This is a genomic window from Pseudomonas sp. ZS1P83, from assembly GCF_054897825.1.
In genome coordinates this window covers 199,209-214,390 of the sequence record NZ_CM142706.1, presented here as the reverse complement: position 1 = coordinate 214,390, position 15,182 = coordinate 199,209, and the positions used below count along the sequence as shown (strand labels likewise).

Genomic DNA, 15,182 nt, shown 5'->3' with positions numbered 1-15,182 from the left:
ATTTCGTTGACGAAAAGCGCCCCGCCCCGGCATTCCTGTCGGGGCGGGGCTTTTTTGCCCATATCGCCTTTAGCGCTGGTCGCAAACGCTGGGGCGAATGTGGTTATTTTGGAGATACAACATGAACGATTTTACTCTGAATGCTGAAGTGCGTTCCGACCTGGGGAAAGGTGCGAGCCGCCGCCTGCGTCGTCTCGCAAGCCTGGTACCTGCTGTAGTTTACGGTGGCGAAAAAGCCCCTGAATCCATCAGCATGCTGGCTAAAGAAGTTGCCAAACTGCTCGAAAACGAAGCGGCTTACAGCCACATCATCGAGCTGAACGTTGGCGGCACCAAGCAAAACGTAATCATCAAAGCTCTGCAGCGTCACCCGGCCAAAGGCCACGTGATGCACGCTGACTTCGTACGCGTTGTAGCTGGCCAGAAACTGACCGCTATCGTGCCTGTACACTTTGTTGGTGAAGAAGCTCCGATCAAGAAAGGCGGCGAAATTTCGCACGTTGTTTCGGACATCGAAGTGACCTGCCTGCCGAAAGACCTGCCTGAATTCATCGAAGTCGACCTGGCTAACGCCGAAATCGGCTCGATCATTCACCTGTCCGACCTCAAAGCCCCTAAAGGCGTTGAGTTTGTTGCTCTGGCACACGGTGATGACAAGGCTGTTGCCAACGTTCACGCTCCACGTGTTGCTCCAGAAGCTACTGAAGAAGAAGGCGCAGCAGAGTAATTTCACTCTGTTCGCCGGAGTGACCGGAAACATCGCGGACTAGAGCGTAGCGAGAAAGCGGGCGAGAACGCGGAGTTTACATAATGGTAAATGAGCACTTGTCGTCCACTTTCGCCGCACTCCCTGAATGCCGCGATGTTATCCACCACTCCAAGGAAGGGCCCCTATCGTGACTGCCATCAAACTGATCGTTGGCCTGGGAAATCCAGGCGCTGAATACGAACAGACCCGGCATAACGCAGGGGCCCTTTTTGTTGAGCGCATCGCGAACGCACAAGGCGTAAACCTTGTGGCGGATCGCAAATATTTCGGCCTGACCGGGCGCTATTCGCATCAGGGTCAGGATGTTCGTCTGCTGATTCCCACCACCTACATGAACCGCAGCGGCCAGGCCGTCGCGGCACTTGCCGGCTTCTTTCGCATCAAGCCGGAAGAAATTCTGGTGGCGCATGACGAACTCGACCTGCCACCGGGCGTTGCCAAACTCAAACAGGGCGGCGGCCATGGCGGTCACAACGGGTTGCGCGACATCATCGCGCAACTGGGCAATCAGAATACCTTCTACCGCTTGCGGCTTGGCATTGGCCACCCGGGCGTTGCCAGTATGGTTTCAAATTTCGTCCTGGGTCGTGCGCCACGCGCCGAACAGGAAAAACTCGATGCAAGCATCGACTTTGCCCTCGGCGTGCTGCCGGATATCCTCGCCGGGGAATGGAACCGCGCGATGAAAAACCTGCACAGCCAGAAGGCCTGACTCTTATCCGAGGGGAAACACAATGGGATTCAATTGCGGCATCGTCGGCCTGCCTAACGTCGGCAAGTCCACCCTGTTCAACGCCCTGACCAAATCCGGGATCGCGGCCGAGAACTTCCCCTTCTGTACCATCGAACCGAACACCGGTATCGTGCCGATGCCGGACAGCCGTCTGGAAGCCCTGGCGGCCATCGTCAATCCCAAGCGCATCCTGCCGACCACCATGGAATTCGTCGACATCGCAGGCCTGGTGGCTGGCGCCTCGAAAGGTGAAGGCCTGGGCAACAAGTTCCTCGCCAACATCCGTGAAACCGATGCCATCGCGCACGTAGTCCGCTGCTTCGAAGACGAGAACGTGATTCACGTCTCCAACAGCGTCGACCCGAAACGCGACATCGAAATCATCGACCTGGAACTGATCTTCGCCGACCTCGACAGCTGCGAGAAGCAACTGCAGAAAGTCGCTCGCAACGCCAAGGGCGGTGACAAGGACGCAGTAGCCCAGAAAGGCCTGCTGGAGCAACTGATCGCTCACTTCACCCTCGGCAAGCCTGCGCGCACCCTGATGAAAACCATGAATGCTGACGAGAAAGCGGTGATTCGTGGCTTCCACCTGCTGACCACCAAGCCGGTCATGTACATCGCCAACGTCGCTGAAGACGGTTTCGAGAACAACCCGCTGCTGGACATCGTCAAGGCCATTGCCGAAGAAGAAGGCGCCATGGTGGTTCCGGTCTGCAACAAGATCGAAGCCGAAATCGCCGAACTGGATGACGGCGAAGAGAAAGACATGTTCCTCGAAGCCCTGGGCCTCGAAGAACCGGGCCTGAACCGTGTGATCCGCGCCGGCTACGAGATGCTGCACCTGCAGACCTACTTCACCGCCGGTGTCGAAGAAGTCCGCGCCTGGACCGTACGCGTCGGTGCTACCGCACCACAAGCCGCTGGTGTGATCCACACCGACTTCGAAAAAGGCTTCATCCGCGCCGAAGTCATCGCCTATGACGACTTTATCCAGTACAAGGGCGAAGCCGGCACCAAAGAAGCAGGTAAATGGCGCCTGGAAGGCAAGGACTACATCGTTAAAGACGGCGACGTGATGCACTTCCGCTTCAACGTCTAACAGTGGCCGTGGATTTCCACGGATCCGATAGACACAAAATCCCCGTAATCACTCGCTGATACGGGGATTTTTGCGTTTTGGGATCACCATCCTCCTCCAATGTGATCCGGGGCCGGCAGCCACAACTTGCTGGTTCGAGATGAAAACTACGCCACATTTCTGCAACAGACCGTGCGCCCATTTCCCACTCAACACCCGAAAGACCAGTCCGACGCTACCCGGTATTACTATCGACTCACTGCCCTATTGGTCTGGAGACGATTAGGGAACGGTCGAGAATTACTGATCTGTCGCTCGAATAGCTGTAGGTAGCCAGCCAGTGGTTAGAGAGTACCGATGCGGGCGAGCGCGGCTTTGAGGTCATCCGCATCCATTTGCCTTACAGGCAGCGCCATGAATGCGCGGACCCGTTCTTCGATCTTGGCTAGCGTCGCTTGGAACGCGGCTTCGATCTCCGCTTCGCTACCGGTCGCAACGGATGGATCAGCCAAGCCCCAATGGGCTTTGAGAGAAGGGCCGAAGAAAATCGGGCAAGCCTCGCCTGAAGCACGATCGCAAACTGTAATGACGATGTCCGGTGGCGAACTTTCAAATGCATCCGAAGCTTTGCTTGATAGGCCTTCGGTAGAAATGCCGGCGGTTTCCAGAGTCTTCAACGCCTGAGCATTGACCTTGCCACTTGGAAAACTTCCCGAGCTCACAGCTTCCATTACCTCGGGCGCCAAGTGATTGAACAATGCTTCAGACAATATGCTGCGGCAGCTGTTGTGGGTGCACATAAACAAGACTTTCATGAAATATCTCCGGTTCAGAAGCTCAGGCGGATTGCCAAAGCGGCCAGGGTGGCAAGCAGAATGGGCAGTGTCAGGACGACACCAGTGGCTCCTTGGGTTGCCAGATAACGAGAACTATCGTCACAAGAAAAATCAAAAACGCGGTCAACATGAGCACAACTCAATCAGCAAAAAAGGGGGTCAAACACAAGCGGCCGTGTTTTGGGGTCTATCCCCCATCTCGGCGAGACGCATGGCATCTGTGTTCAACCAGTCCTGATTAGCATCGACGACGCTTTTCAACATCGTCCCAACCCACTCAGGCAAGGACGGGTGCAGGCGGTAATACACCCACTGTCCCTGGCGGCGATCCATCAAGATTCCGGCTTCGCGCAGCTGAGCGAGATGACGGGAAATTTTCGGCTGGCTTTGATCGAGTGCGCAGGTGAGCTCGCAGACGCAGAGCTCACCCTCTCTTGCAATCAGTAAGGTCATACGTGCTCGAGTTTCGTCAGCCAAGCACTTGAAAACGACGGTGGGCGTCAAGGTTTCCTGCATGTGACCTCCTAGCGTGGCGACCAAAATATCTGAGAAACCGAACCTATACTGAGCGCCAATCAGTCCCTCTTCAGAGCCCCCCCATGAACGAGTCAGATATCTCTGTTCGACTACTTGATGTCGACCAAATCGACGATTTGACGATTCAGCTGAACTGGGCGGGATTACCAACCCAAGACCTGCTGCAGCCCGATCGAATGTTCTATTCCTTCCATCATGGAGATACGACGCTGGGCTACGGTGGAATTGAAGGAAACGGTCCCGACCGACTGTTGCGCTCACTGGTCATTGTTCCGGCTCAAAGGCAGGTCGGTGCAGGAACATTGCTGCTACAAGTACTTGAGCGTATAGCTGCGGCCGATGAAGCCCTGCACCTTCACCTTCTGACAAACTCGGCGGAAGACTTTTTCCAAACTCGAGGGTATGAACGCAGGGAGCGATCCCAAGCACCGGAAGCGATATCCAGTTCGGCGGAGTTCACAGCGCTGTGCCCTGCTTCAGCGGTCTACATGGTGAAAAAACTAGACTCTACTGGCGCTGCTGCCTCTGCATCACCAGATATAACTCGCCTCAACGAACGTTAATGAGTTGGTTCTCAAATGACCAAGGAAGGAATCTTGGGGCCCCCTGAAGATGTCGAACCCGGTGCTCACCCGCCACGAATCCGTTAATGCGTATTTGAGCCTTCCTCGCAGCATCCAGTCGTTGCGAGGCTCAGTCCAAACGGCGAAGAGATCAAGGTCGGCTTTTGAGTCGAACAGCGGCCTGGCATACCTGAGCGTAACGCCATACTGATCACGGTCGAGCTCATTGCTGATCAGCGCCTGTGCCGCTTGTACCTGAGCAAGCAACGGGTCGCTCGACAGACTCGAAACTGACCTCAAGTGCCGCCAAAAGCCCTGGAATGAAACAGTCTCGCGATCGCCGATATACCACTCAGCACCACCAATTGCTGAGGTATAGGGCTGCCGACGGGCAACAGCCGGATCCGATGACTGCTCGAAATTCACCCACGCAATTTCCCCCCTATAGGCCATTTCCCCTCGGACTATTGTGAAGTCGCTACCGATCATGCGCATGCGAGTAGCGTGCTGACCGAGCGTGATACCGTCAGGCGTGGCGCTTCGTACTGCGAAGGTCGGAAACAGATCATGGCCGTCGATAACACTCACCGACCAATCGGCATCAGAGCCCAGCACGTCATACTTCACCGCAACTGTAGGGCGCACATCCGGATCTTGCTCCCTGAAGACAACACCAGGTGTCTTCTCCAGCGGCACATCATTGAACTGGAACCGATCCAATACATGCATCTGCAGCTTTCCCGCGCCCACCTCACAGTCCAGATGCAGTCCCCAGTTTCCCGTGCGCTGATCAGTAGCTTCAGGGGTCAACCTTCGGTAGTTGCTCGGTGAAATCTGATCGGTGGGATTGATCCCATCAGCACGCCCCCACATCACCAGTTTTTTACCCAGGGCAGGGGCACACACCGTCTCGCTGCCTGTCACATACAGCTCATTGACTCCTGCGTCTTCACGCTTCTCATCCAGACGCTCCGGCGACGATATCGCCCAGACCTCACTGTTCAACTGCAGGCTTTCGGACGCCTGCCAATCCAGTTTGAGCTTGGCACGATTGGAGGACACCGCGTGTTTGTCATCCAACATCCGGTTGGATGACCACACGCCTGAAGCGACCTCACCTGTCACTTCCGGAGCGCTGGCATAAGCACACGCGGAGAGAATCAGGGGCGCGACAACACCGGCCCGCCACCAGGGCAAAAAGGACCCGCTCATCTCCTCTCCTTATTTGGAAGCTATGTTGTTCGCGGAGAAGAGGCTGTCGCTCATCGATTCGCCGACCTTGAAGTTGGAGAAAGTAATCGTAGTGGTATGCCCACTCTGTAGGTTCTTGCCCTCGGTTTTCATTGGCTGCCACTTTCCATTCGCTGAATCAACCAACTGGATGTCCGCGAAGGAGAACTGTTTGTAAGGCTGTCCACTGGCATCCGAGGCTTCCACGTAAGTCGTGGCGAAATTGTCCTTGCGCACCCAAGTCACGCGCTTGGCATATCCCGAGTTAGTGCGAACGCTATCCTCAGCGGGTACCGACTCAATGACGTAATGCTCAACACCGTCACGTGCCTGCTGGCTGAGCAAGGTGTGCTTCCAGTCGCCGACCTTGTGCCCCATAACATCGCCATAGCTAAAGTCAGTACCGATGAAGCTGTCTTTTTTGTTCGAGGCCACTAGGCGACGCACACGTTTCATCGCCGGCAGGTATACCCACATATCGTCATCCTGGGCCGAGCGTTCAACGAGCAAAGTCGTGGTCCCGCGAATGTCTGCCGGCGCTTCGAAGCGAACCAGACGCATGGTGTCTTGCCCATTCTCCTGAAGTTTCGACGCCATGTTCGACTTGCGAACGCGCTTACCACCCTCTTTGGTCTGCAGCACAAACTCTGCATCCGCCGTGGAAGTGCTGAAGCGAGTTACAGCAGCATTGCGCTCCATGATTTGCTTCGCCTCCAGCTCTGCAGACCAACCTACCTGTGAGTAAGTCAGGAAGCCGATAGCAGCAAGGATGATCAACAGCACTGCGCCACGATCACCCGAGCGACGCTGGAAAATGAATGCTGGTTTGAAGGTCAGAATGGCGCTCGGAATGAGGGTCAGAGTTGCCAACACGCTTGCCAGCATAGCCAGCACGATGAAAGTAGAAAGCCACATATGAACCTTATAATCGTAGGAGAACATGAGGACGGCATAGCCACCCGCCACAGCAGTGGCAACGAACAGACAGGCTTTACCAGCGGTTTTCATTGCCATTTCGACGGCCTGAGGCAAGGTCTTACCCTGGGCTGTGTACTCACCAATGCGGTAGATGAGATAGATCGCGTAGTCAGCGCCAATCCCCACCGCCATGGCGGAGATCAACGAGTTGGGAATGTTCAGAGGGACACCGAAGTAGCCCATTACGCCGAAGACCAGCGAAAGGACCACCAGTAGCGGCGACAGCACCAGTAGGCCTGCGGTGAACGAACGGAATGCAATAACTGATACCGCAAGAATCACACCGAGAATTTGCGCGATGTTCAGCAGTTTGCTGTGCACCATCACATCGGTTACTGCCAGTGTCTGCGCCACCTCCCCGCCGAACGAAACCGTTACATTTTTGGGGAAGCGCTGGTTCGCAACCTCACGCAGCTCGTTGACCAGGCGATCAATTTCAGCGTTGCTGTTGGTCCGCAACATGATCGAGATCTTCGCTCGCTGGTAGTCATAGTCGACATGCGCCGAGAAGTCTTCCGGGGCGCCAGACATCGAGTAAAGGAACAGGTACTGGGCAATCAGATCTCGATCATCGGGTAGTGGATTAATAGCACCAGTGTCCCCAGATGCAGCGCCGTGCATGCGCTGGAGAAAATCATCGATGGATAGGGTCTTACCCACGATCGAGCGCTTCGCGGCATCAGCCTGGAGCTCCCGAATAGCATTCAGGATCTTTGGATCTTTCACTCCATCGGCCTGCCCAGTGTCGACCATTACATACAGAACGTTGGTGCCGCCAGTCTGTGCGTTCAGCAGGTTATCGTCCCGCTGTAGTGGCAGTGAGTCAGAAAAGAAACTCTTGCTCGAGTTATCGACATGCACCTTGGGCCAGCCAGCAATCGCAACACCTATCAGTACGACGAAAGCCACCAGGATCCACCGACGACTACGCGGCGTAATCACCAAATGAGCAATGCGAGCACTCAGGCGATCCCAAATTCGCGGTTTGGTCTCGGTATCAATCTGTGCCGCCGAAGGTGGTTTCAGACTGGCACGAACTGCCGGAGTGAAAGTGAACTCCAGTAGCACTGCGGCGAGGATGCCGATGCCAGTGAAAATGCCGAAGGCCCGGACGGTTTCAAGCTCGAACACTACCAACGAGAAGAAACCCAAAGCTGCGACACCACCGGCGATCACCAAAACGGGCCCCACTGCCGCAAGCGATTGAATCGTCGCCAGCCGGTTAGCCACTTCTGGGGCCATGTGCTGCCCGTTGACCAATTCGATGAAGTGTTCGTAGTAGCGCTTGAGCAATTGAACGGCGTGCCCAGCCGCAACGGCAAGAATCAGGATTGGCGTGGGCGAGTTAAAGATATCCATCGGCACCTTCATTAATCCCATGATACCGACACCCCAAACCACCGAGAGCAACGCCGTCACCAAGGGAAGAATCAGTCCCTGACGCGTACGGAAGGCCTCGTAGTGCAGCAAGCCAATCACCAGCACCGCGATGGGGAACAACCAGTTGATCCGATCTGCAAAAACTTCAGCCTGCTGCAGGAACACCGGGTTTCCACTCAAAGAAATCTCGACGCCCGGCGTGTTCTCCTGGCTCAGGATCCGGTGAACATCCGAGAGCATCGCCCCGAAACCGTTAGGGTTCTCCTTCAACTCCAGCATGATCGTAGCGGTTCGCCAGTCGCTGGAGATAACCGTGTCTCGATAAACCGGGTTGGCTTCAATGGCCGACCTTAACGCACTAATCTGATCGGTTGTCGTGGGGATCTGGTCATCGAGCAGAGGCTTTACCTCAAACCCTTCGGCGTTACCACGGATACTCTTGGCCTGCCGCGATGAGAGGCTAAGTAGAGTCTGCTTGGTAACCGATGGCGCGGCATACAGCTTGTCCGTAATGCGCTTTACGGCTTCGAGCACTTGCGGCTGCAGTGCATCGCCCTGGGTTGGTGTCAGTCCTATTACCACGAGGTACTTCGATCCGAAGATTCTCTCGATGGTGTTGGTGGCCTTTATGTATGGATGGCTCTGCGGGACAACCGCGGCAGGATTGATGATGACTTGTTGTTTGGCTGCAAAAAAGCCGAAGAACGCTGATAGAGCCAGCACAAGGGCGATAACCCAGCGCCGATGATCGACCACCCAAGTCACATACTGCTCCAAGGGCAATGAGCTCTTGCTAGAGTTTTCGTGAACAGAATCTACCGCTGCGGTTTTCGTTATTTGTGTCATAAGTCAGGCATCAGCAGGAGGAATTAGGAGTTAAAGCTACGTCGTCTTCGTGAAGCCGAGCGATGTGATCTTTGAGAAGGTGTTTCTGGACCTTTGCAGACGCTGTATACGGAAACGCATCCACCACGATGTATTGCGTCGGACGCCACCCGTTGAAGGTCTTGGAAAGGATTTGTTCGAGCTCGACAGTTACTGAAGCGGTATCGACCTCAAGCATGGCCACCCAGGCAAGCACGCTCCGGCCGCTGGCAACATCGGTCACCAGCAATGCTGCATCTGCGACACCTTGAACCAATCGAGCCTGATGCTCCACAAGGGCTGAACTGAGAGGGATGCCATCAGCGATCAACGAATCTTCCATGCGATCGATGACCTCTAATTCTGAGTTTTCGTGCAGCGTCGCGAAGTCCCCGGTTGCCAACCAGTTACTGTTATTTGCTGTGCTGTGGGCAACCCAATGCCCACGGGCCATCAGCTCACCGGTGCCCTCCGCCGAGCAAGCACCGCCTTTGCATTGCACGGCCAACTCGATTCCAAATACAGGCTTACCGTGACGCAGAGATGCCCTGCTGCTATCGAAGCGCTCGATGGTGGCCAATGGTGATGTCTCAGTCATTCCCCAGGCATGACATACCTCGACACCAAGCTCTTCTTGGATGAACTGAGCAACATCAAACGGTAGTCGAGTACCACCGACAACCGTGCGGCGCAGGGTACTGAAGCTCAATCCGCTGGTTCGCATGTACCGAACAAGCGCTAGCCAATGTGCAGAGACTGCCCCCAAGACCGTGATGCGGTGTTCCTCGATCCATTGGAACCACTGCGCAGGATCGCGATGCGGTGGTACAAGCACCAACGACGCACCAACCAGCGGGCAAACAAAAGGAGCGCCCCATGCACTAGCGTGGAAATTCTGCATGAGAGGCATAACCCGATCGGCACTGTTCAACCCCATCGCGTCGGGCAAGGCACAGGCCCAGGCATGCAACACTGTTGAACGGTGCGTGTACTCAACGATCTTCGGAACCCCTGTGGTCCCGGATGAGTAGCAGACATGGGATAAGGTATCTTCCGCAAACTCAGTAATGGTGTATTCCCTTCCACTTCCAGTGCCAAGCTGGGCCATAGCGCGTAGCGGAGTACCAGGAACCAATGCTGCGAATGCCTGGCCAGCACTCGCTGTAGCCGCATCATGCAGCAACATGCCGGGTCGCACCTGCTGAAGAAAAAGACCTAGATCTTCCGCACGATGCTGAGGGTTCAGAAAATGAGTTACCACGCCTTGGCTTAGCGCTGCGTATAGCCAAGCCATTTGATCGAGTGAACTAAAGCCAAAACTGACAACTGCATCTCTGGACCGAAGCCCCATGGCGTGAAGCTCTGTAGCGCAGTTATTCGCAGCTTTTGCCAACTGAGCATAGGTTTGAGTTTCAACCGCGCCTTCTAGAGATACAGAAGTTACCGTTGCCGCTGCATGCACCTGTGCGGCATGTTTGAGCAGGTCATGGACATGAAGCGAGAGCATTTGCACTCTCGCGGTTGGGTACTGCACGGTATTAGAAGAGTATTTGTTCATGCGGCCATAGTAGAAATCGCCGCACTCCCCCCACAATGGAACCGATGTACCATGGCGCTACAACGTGCCTGTCGCTCAACTCAAGCAAACTGCAAATAGGTCTGAGTCAACTCATGGCGCGGCCGATCAAACACATCCCTTGCTTTGCCACATTCAATCAGCTTGCCCACCCCCTCTAGCTTCCAAAAAACTGCTACCTGGTCTGCTACACGTCGTGCCTGACTTAGGCTATGGGTCACAAGAATGATCGTTCGTCGCTGAGCCAGGCTCAGAATCAACGTCTCAATTTTTTGAGTCGAGATCGGATCTAGAGCACTGCATGGTTCGTCCATCAGCAAAACATCTGGATCCAAAACCAGCGCCCGAGCAAGGCACAGTCGTTGTTGCTGCCCACCGGACAACGCGATGGCCGAACTGTCGAGACGATCATGAACCTCGTCCCACAACCCCACTTCCCGTAATGACGACTCAATACGGCTATTGATATCGGCCTGCGCTTTAATGCCGTGCTGCCTGAGCGCGAACTCAAGATTCTTGCGAATCGAAAATGGAAATGGATTGGGACGTTGAAACAGCATCCCAACCTGACGCCGCAACTGGGTCGAGTTTTTTGCCAGATGCTTATTGTCCATCCAGCTGAAGTTGATCGAGCCTTCTACCGAGCAGCCCGGCACGAGATCGTTCAGGCGGTTGATGCAATACAACAAACTCGACTTCCCACACCCTGATGGGCCGATGAGTGCGGTGACTGAATTGCGCGGAACGCGCAACGTCACTCCCTCAACGACTGTGTGCTTGCCATAACTCACGGAGAGGTCTTGGATATCGATGTGCCCTTGCGCAGCAGTACTCAAGTGAGTAACCGTCCCGTGCACGCTTGATGCAGCTCGTACAAACGGTTCAAGCGATATAGCTCTGTCGTTGATCATCATTCAGAGACTCCGTGTCGTGTTGCCAGTCATGCGTCGCTGCATCCAACGAGTTAGGGCATGCACAGTGAAGCTGAGCAAGGCCAAAAGCAGCAGCAGCGCAAGGGCCGAGCCATAAGCGTTAGGGGTACCGCCCGGCACATTGGTCGATAGGTCATAAATATGAACAGAGACGCTACGCCCGGAATCGAGAACCGATTCGGGCATCCTGTCGGAATAGCCGCTGGTGAAGAGCAGTACAGCAGTTTCCGCCAGGGCTCTGGTCAACGCGAGCACAACACCTGCGCATATGCCAGGCAGTGCTACCGGTACCATCACATGCCATAAAACTGACTGTTTCGAGAGGCCGAGCGCTGCTCCGCCAGCGCGATGGGCAATACCCGCGGACTCCAGGGAGAATGCCAGTGAACGCGCCAAAGTGGGCAGGATCATGCAGGCCAAGGTCAGCCCGCCGGCCAGAATTGAATATCCCAATTCCAATTGCCGACAGAACAGGCTGAGTCCAAATAATCCAAACACGACCGAAGGAATGCCCGCCAGTATGTCGAGGCTGCAGCGCAGTACCGTAGCCGGCCAACCTGCGGGATTAAAACCTTCAGTCAACATTACTGCGACGCCAAACGCTAAGGGCAAGGCGGCCGTCAAGCTGACCAACACAATTCCCAGGGTGGACACGAGAATCGGTGCAATCCCCCCGCTGCGGCCTGCGTCTTCCGGGCTCCCCGCCAGAAAGTCCCAGCTCAGCACCTGAAGTCCGTTACCGAACACCGTTAGCAGCGGCCACAGGAGCATCGCAACTGCAGTCAACGTCAGACCATACATCACGAAAGTCCAGACGAAATCCCGGAAGTCGAAACCGGAGACCTGGAAGCGCCTCATGAGGTCATCTTCCTCTGACGCATACCGACCCACTCGCCCACAGCAACCAACGCGCTGACCAACAGCAACATCAGCAGCCCGGCAACGAACAGGGAGGCGCGGTGATCCCCCATCGCGTAGGGCATTTCCAAGGCAATGTTCGCAGTCAACGCCCGTACTGGATCAAACAGCGAAGTCGGTACCTGCACAATGTTGCCACAGACCATCAACACCACCATTGTCTCGCCGACTGCTCGGGCAGCACCGAGTACCATTGCGGAAAAAATGCCCTGCCTGGCAGCAGGGATAACAATACGAAGTAATGTCTGGCTGGTTGAAACGCCCAGCGCTGTAGCTCCCTGGACATAAGCTGTCGGCACCGTCTGAAGGGCCGACTGGGTCAACACCGTGATCGTTGGGATGATCATCAGTGCAACAATGAGGACACCGGCCAATAAACTCGCACCTGGCGGGCTCCAGATGTTCACTATCGGAACGATCGAACTGACGCCCCAAAGTCCGTAGACCACGGTAGGCACTGCAGCACTGAGCTCCACAATATTGCGCAGCACGCGAGCAAGCCGTGCGGGCGCTTTGAATGTCGTGACCAGCGAAATGGCCAGGCTCAGTGGTGTTGCAATGACAAGCGCACCAATGGTCAGGTAAAGGCTCGCCAATACCATTGGGGTCATGTTGTAGCTAGCGTCCCGCGGCCACCACCCCTCGTCCGTAAAGAATCTTATAGGCCCTCCCTGCGCGATCAGTGGGAAACCTTCACTCAACAAGAAAGCGACAATCAAAAACACGATTGCCGCCCCTAGCAGAGCGAGCATGGACATGGCCGACCAGAACGCCCATCCACGCAGCTTCGTGGGATGGGCCTTCGCGACCACCTCATCTGTCAATAAAGTCATGGAGAGAGCCTGATCAGCAGCGCCTGGCCGTCATTTCGTCACCGGAATGAAGTACATGCGAGTAACAAAGGCTGCTGCTTCATTTGAGCGGGCAAACTCCAGGAAGTCCTGAACCGGCTCTGTGAGAGGCGCTTTGTAAACCAAATTCAGGTCCCGGCTGATCGCGTACTCGCCCGACGCAACCGCTGCTGTCGATGGAATCTGATCTCCTAAAGGGATTAGCCGAATTGCGGCGCCCTGATCGGCTTCATACTCAGCCGAACCAATGGACACGTAGCCGACTGCAGCGGGAGAGCCAGCAACAGTCTGAATACCCTGCTGGTTGTCTCCAATAATCACGTGGGCGCGGATATCTTTGTAGGGAATACCAAAGAAACCACTGAAAATTTCCAGGGTAGATCGCCCCTCTGCCTTGCTCACGACGGTGATAGGCGAATCGTCTCCCCCCACGTCTTTCCAATTGGTGATCCGGCCTGTGTAGATTCCGACAACCTGCTCTTTTGTCAGACCAGTGATCGGGTTGCTTTTATTGACGATCATGCCGATGCCATCTTTGGCAATCAGCGCATGCTGCAGATCCCGCTCTTCAGGCTTGAGTTCACGGGAGACCATGCCAAGCACAGCCGTGCCGCTGCGCACATCCATAATCCCCCGAGCACTACCGCCTGCCTGGACCTCGATTCTAATGCCCAGATGCTCTCGCTCGTAAGCTTTGGCCAGTTCACTTATCAGCGGTGCGATAGTACTAGCCCCCACAACGCTGACACGCACGGCTTTGGCTTCAGTCTTTTGATCCGTCTCACGATTGCAGCCTGACAGGCAGAGCAACGCACCCAGCATCCACAGCGCAGGCACGCCAACGTGCCGGGCCGTCCAGGTTCTTGTATTCATTTCTTCCCCGATTTCCATGGGACACATCGAGTGACCGATGCGTCAATATCTGACTAATCGTAAGGCGGAACGGACCGAACTTTGAATAGAAGCTATGTACTATGGCAGTACGCCAGCAGCCTCCCGACAATTGCCGCGGCAAGGGAATGTCCTTGAGCCTAATGGGAGGATATAAAAATGAACGAAGTTTCTGCCGGCACACAGCCAAATCAACGCGTACCAGTCGACTTACGTGCTGTAAACCGCCGAGAAGAACTGAGCACTGAGCACAATAAAAGCGACGGTTATTTCAACCTGATCGCGTACATCGCTTCCAACGCAATCGCTGGAGAGGTGATGGCGGTAGAGAACTATTCGGAAATGGTGCCGTTGATGCCAGATACCGAAAGTAAGATCGAAACCGTCAAACAAGCCTACGAAGAATCAAAACATATTCTGATGCTGGCCAGCTTGGGCAAACGCCACGACTACATCGTGATGCGTGAGATCGTCGAGCCGCAGTGGTTCAATATCCGCCGCCACTTCAGTACTGCTGTTCAAAACAAGGACCTGGCTGCGTGCCTGATCATTCAGGACCTGATGACCGAAACCATGGCCATCGTGTTGTACCGCACCCTGCAGCGCCAGGGCGATCCGGACACTTCAGCACTGGCTGGAAAGATCCTGGAAGACGAATTGGAACATTTGGAGATCGGCCTGGCGCGTATTCGTAGCCTGATCGCCAAAGACCCTGAAGGTGTTCATGAGAGCCTTAAATGGGCCCACCACCGTGTAATGCCAGAGCTGTTCAGCATGGTGAGCACCAGTTGCCACTTCCTCTGCGACCGACTGAACATTGACTGCGGTGCTCTTTCACTGGGTGAACTGAAGACCGACATCGACGAAATTCGCATCGAAGCTTTGGACACCTACGTAGAAACCCTCGATAAGGCGGACTTCGATCCGGTTGTCACAGCGGCACTGATCGAGTCGATGCAAACCTATGGCGGCACCCCGTCAATGAACGCTGGCCTGGCCAACGCCTGACGCGTTGCATCAGCCCGCTCTCATCAGTACCGGCG

Annotated in this window: 14 protein-coding genes; 5 read left to right on the top strand and 9 right to left on the bottom strand. The window is 55.3% G+C overall.

The features are described 5' to 3' along the window. The first annotated feature begins 121 nt into the window (after positions 1 to 121). From ACYZT0_RS01055 to ychF, 3 genes are all read left to right on the top strand, one after another. On the top strand, positions 122 to 727 hold the full coding sequence (locus ACYZT0_RS01055; RefSeq protein WP_462046483.1) for a 50S ribosomal protein L25/general stress protein Ctc: 606 nt from the start codon (positions 122 to 124) through the stop codon (positions 725 to 727). A 169-nt stretch (positions 728 to 896) separates the two neighbouring features. Further along, the gene (gene pth / locus ACYZT0_RS01050) at positions 897 to 1,481 is read left to right on the top strand and encodes an aminoacyl-tRNA hydrolase (protein ID WP_008037207.1); all 585 of its coding nucleotides are present in this window, start codon (positions 897 to 899) and stop codon (positions 1,479 to 1,481) included. Positions 1,482 to 1,503: 22 nt separating this feature from the next. After that, the gene (gene ychF, locus ACYZT0_RS01045) at positions 1,504 to 2,604 is read left to right on the top strand and encodes a redox-regulated ATPase YchF (RefSeq protein ID WP_462044273.1); all 1,101 of its coding nucleotides are present in this window, start codon (positions 1,504 to 1,506) and stop codon (positions 2,602 to 2,604) included. Between the two features lie 323 nt (positions 2,605 to 2,927). On the opposite strand, the gene ACYZT0_RS01040 is transcribed toward ychF, so the two are convergent. Next, positions 2,928 to 3,398 carry an arsenate reductase ArsC gene (locus tag ACYZT0_RS01040; protein ID WP_462044272.1) on the bottom strand — a complete coding sequence of 157 codons (471 nt, stop codon included), beginning with the start codon at positions 3,396 to 3,398 and terminating at the stop codon, positions 2,928 to 2,930. Positions 3,399 to 3,578: 180 nt separating this feature from the next. After that, complete coding sequence (locus tag ACYZT0_RS01035) at positions 3,579 to 3,935, bottom strand: metalloregulator ArsR/SmtB family transcription factor (protein WP_462044271.1); 357 nt, start codon at positions 3,933 to 3,935, stop codon at positions 3,579 to 3,581. Positions 3,936 to 4,018: 83 nt separating this feature from the next. Between ACYZT0_RS01035 and arsN2 the strand changes: the two genes are divergently transcribed. Beyond that, positions 4,019 to 4,519, top strand: coding sequence for an arsenic resistance N-acetyltransferase ArsN2 (gene arsN2, locus ACYZT0_RS01030; protein WP_462044270.1), 501 nt, complete (start codon positions 4,019 to 4,021; stop codon positions 4,517 to 4,519). Here arsN2 and ACYZT0_RS01025 read toward each other — a convergent pair. The 7 genes from ACYZT0_RS01025 to ACYZT0_RS00995 form a co-directional block, all read right to left on the bottom strand. Then, on the bottom strand, positions 4,487 to 5,731 hold the full coding sequence (locus ACYZT0_RS01025) for a hypothetical protein (protein WP_462044269.1): 1,245 nt from the start codon (positions 5,729 to 5,731) through the stop codon (positions 4,487 to 4,489). The two genes, arsN2 and ACYZT0_RS01025, sit on opposite strands and share 33 nt — an antisense overlap. 9 nt (positions 5,732 to 5,740) lie before the next feature. Continuing rightward, a complete protein-coding gene (locus ACYZT0_RS01020) occupies positions 5,741 to 8,872 on the bottom strand; it encodes an outer membrane lipoprotein-sorting protein (protein ID WP_462044268.1) in 3,132 nt (1,043 codons plus the stop codon). 91 nt (positions 8,873 to 8,963) lie between these two features. Further along, a complete protein-coding gene (locus ACYZT0_RS01015; RefSeq protein ID WP_462044267.1) occupies positions 8,964 to 10,478 on the bottom strand; it encodes an AMP-binding protein in 1,515 nt (504 codons plus the stop codon). A gap of 131 nt (positions 10,479 to 10,609) precedes the next feature. After that, positions 10,610 to 11,461, bottom strand: coding sequence for a phosphate ABC transporter ATP-binding protein (locus tag ACYZT0_RS01010; RefSeq protein ID WP_462044266.1), 852 nt, complete (start codon positions 11,459 to 11,461; stop codon positions 10,610 to 10,612). Further along, entirely contained in the window at positions 11,462 to 12,337 is an 876-nt protein-coding gene (pstA, locus tag ACYZT0_RS01005; RefSeq protein ID WP_462044265.1) for a phosphate ABC transporter permease PstA, read from the bottom strand. It lies immediately after the preceding gene. Next, a complete protein-coding gene (pstC, locus tag ACYZT0_RS01000; protein WP_462044264.1) occupies positions 12,334 to 13,230 on the bottom strand; it encodes a phosphate ABC transporter permease subunit PstC in 897 nt (298 codons plus the stop codon). Before pstC ends, pstA begins: the two co-directional genes overlap by 4 nt. A gap of 30 nt (positions 13,231 to 13,260) precedes the next feature. Then, positions 13,261 to 14,139 (bottom strand): phosphate ABC transporter substrate-binding protein, encoded by an 879-nt coding sequence (locus ACYZT0_RS00995; RefSeq protein WP_462044263.1) that lies wholly within the window; start codon positions 14,137 to 14,139, stop codon positions 13,261 to 13,263. Between the two features lie 159 nt (positions 14,140 to 14,298). Here ACYZT0_RS00995 and ACYZT0_RS00990 point away from each other — a divergent pair, with 159 nt between their 5' ends. Next, complete coding sequence (locus tag ACYZT0_RS00990; RefSeq protein ID WP_462044262.1) at positions 14,299 to 15,147, top strand: long-chain fatty aldehyde decarbonylase; 849 nt, start codon at positions 14,299 to 14,301, stop codon at positions 15,145 to 15,147. The last annotated feature ends 35 nt before the right edge of the window (positions 15,148 to 15,182 follow it).

Bases quoted from the DNA above. Each gene is read 5' to 3' on its own strand.
- arsN2 (WP_462044270.1), top strand. From the start codon at position 4,019: ATGAACGAGTCAGATATCTCTGTTCGACTACTTGATGTCGACCAAATC.
- ACYZT0_RS01040 (WP_462044272.1), bottom strand. From the start codon at position 3,398: ATGAAAGTCTTGTTTATGTGCACCCACAACAGCTGCCGCAGCATATTG.
- ACYZT0_RS01035 (WP_462044271.1), bottom strand. From the start codon at position 3,935: ATGCAGGAAACCTTGACGCCCACCGTCGTTTTCAAGTGCTTGGCTGAC.
- ACYZT0_RS00990 (WP_462044262.1), top strand. From the start codon at position 14,299: ATGAACGAAGTTTCTGCCGGCACACAGCCAAATCAACGCGTACCAGTC.
- pstA (WP_462044265.1), bottom strand. From the start codon at position 12,337: ATGAGGCGCTTCCAGGTCTCCGGTTTCGACTTCCGGGATTTCGTCTGG.
- ACYZT0_RS01055 (WP_462046483.1), top strand. From the start codon at position 122: ATGAACGATTTTACTCTGAATGCTGAAGTGCGTTCCGACCTGGGGAAA.
- ACYZT0_RS01010 (WP_462044266.1), bottom strand. From the start codon at position 11,461: ATGATGATCAACGACAGAGCTATATCGCTTGAACCGTTTGTACGAGCT.
- ACYZT0_RS01025 (WP_462044269.1), bottom strand. From the start codon at position 5,731: ATGAGCGGGTCCTTTTTGCCCTGGTGGCGGGCCGGTGTTGTCGCGCCC.
- pstC (WP_462044264.1), bottom strand. From the start codon at position 13,230: ATGACTTTATTGACAGATGAGGTGGTCGCGAAGGCCCATCCCACGAAG.
- ACYZT0_RS00995 (WP_462044263.1), bottom strand. From the start codon at position 14,139: ATGGAAATCGGGGAAGAAATGAATACAAGAACCTGGACGGCCCGGCAC.
- ACYZT0_RS01015 (WP_462044267.1), bottom strand. From the start codon at position 10,478: ATGCTCTCGCTTCATGTCCATGACCTGCTCAAACATGCCGCACAGGTG.
- ychF (WP_462044273.1), top strand. From the start codon at position 1,504: ATGGGATTCAATTGCGGCATCGTCGGCCTGCCTAACGTCGGCAAGTCC.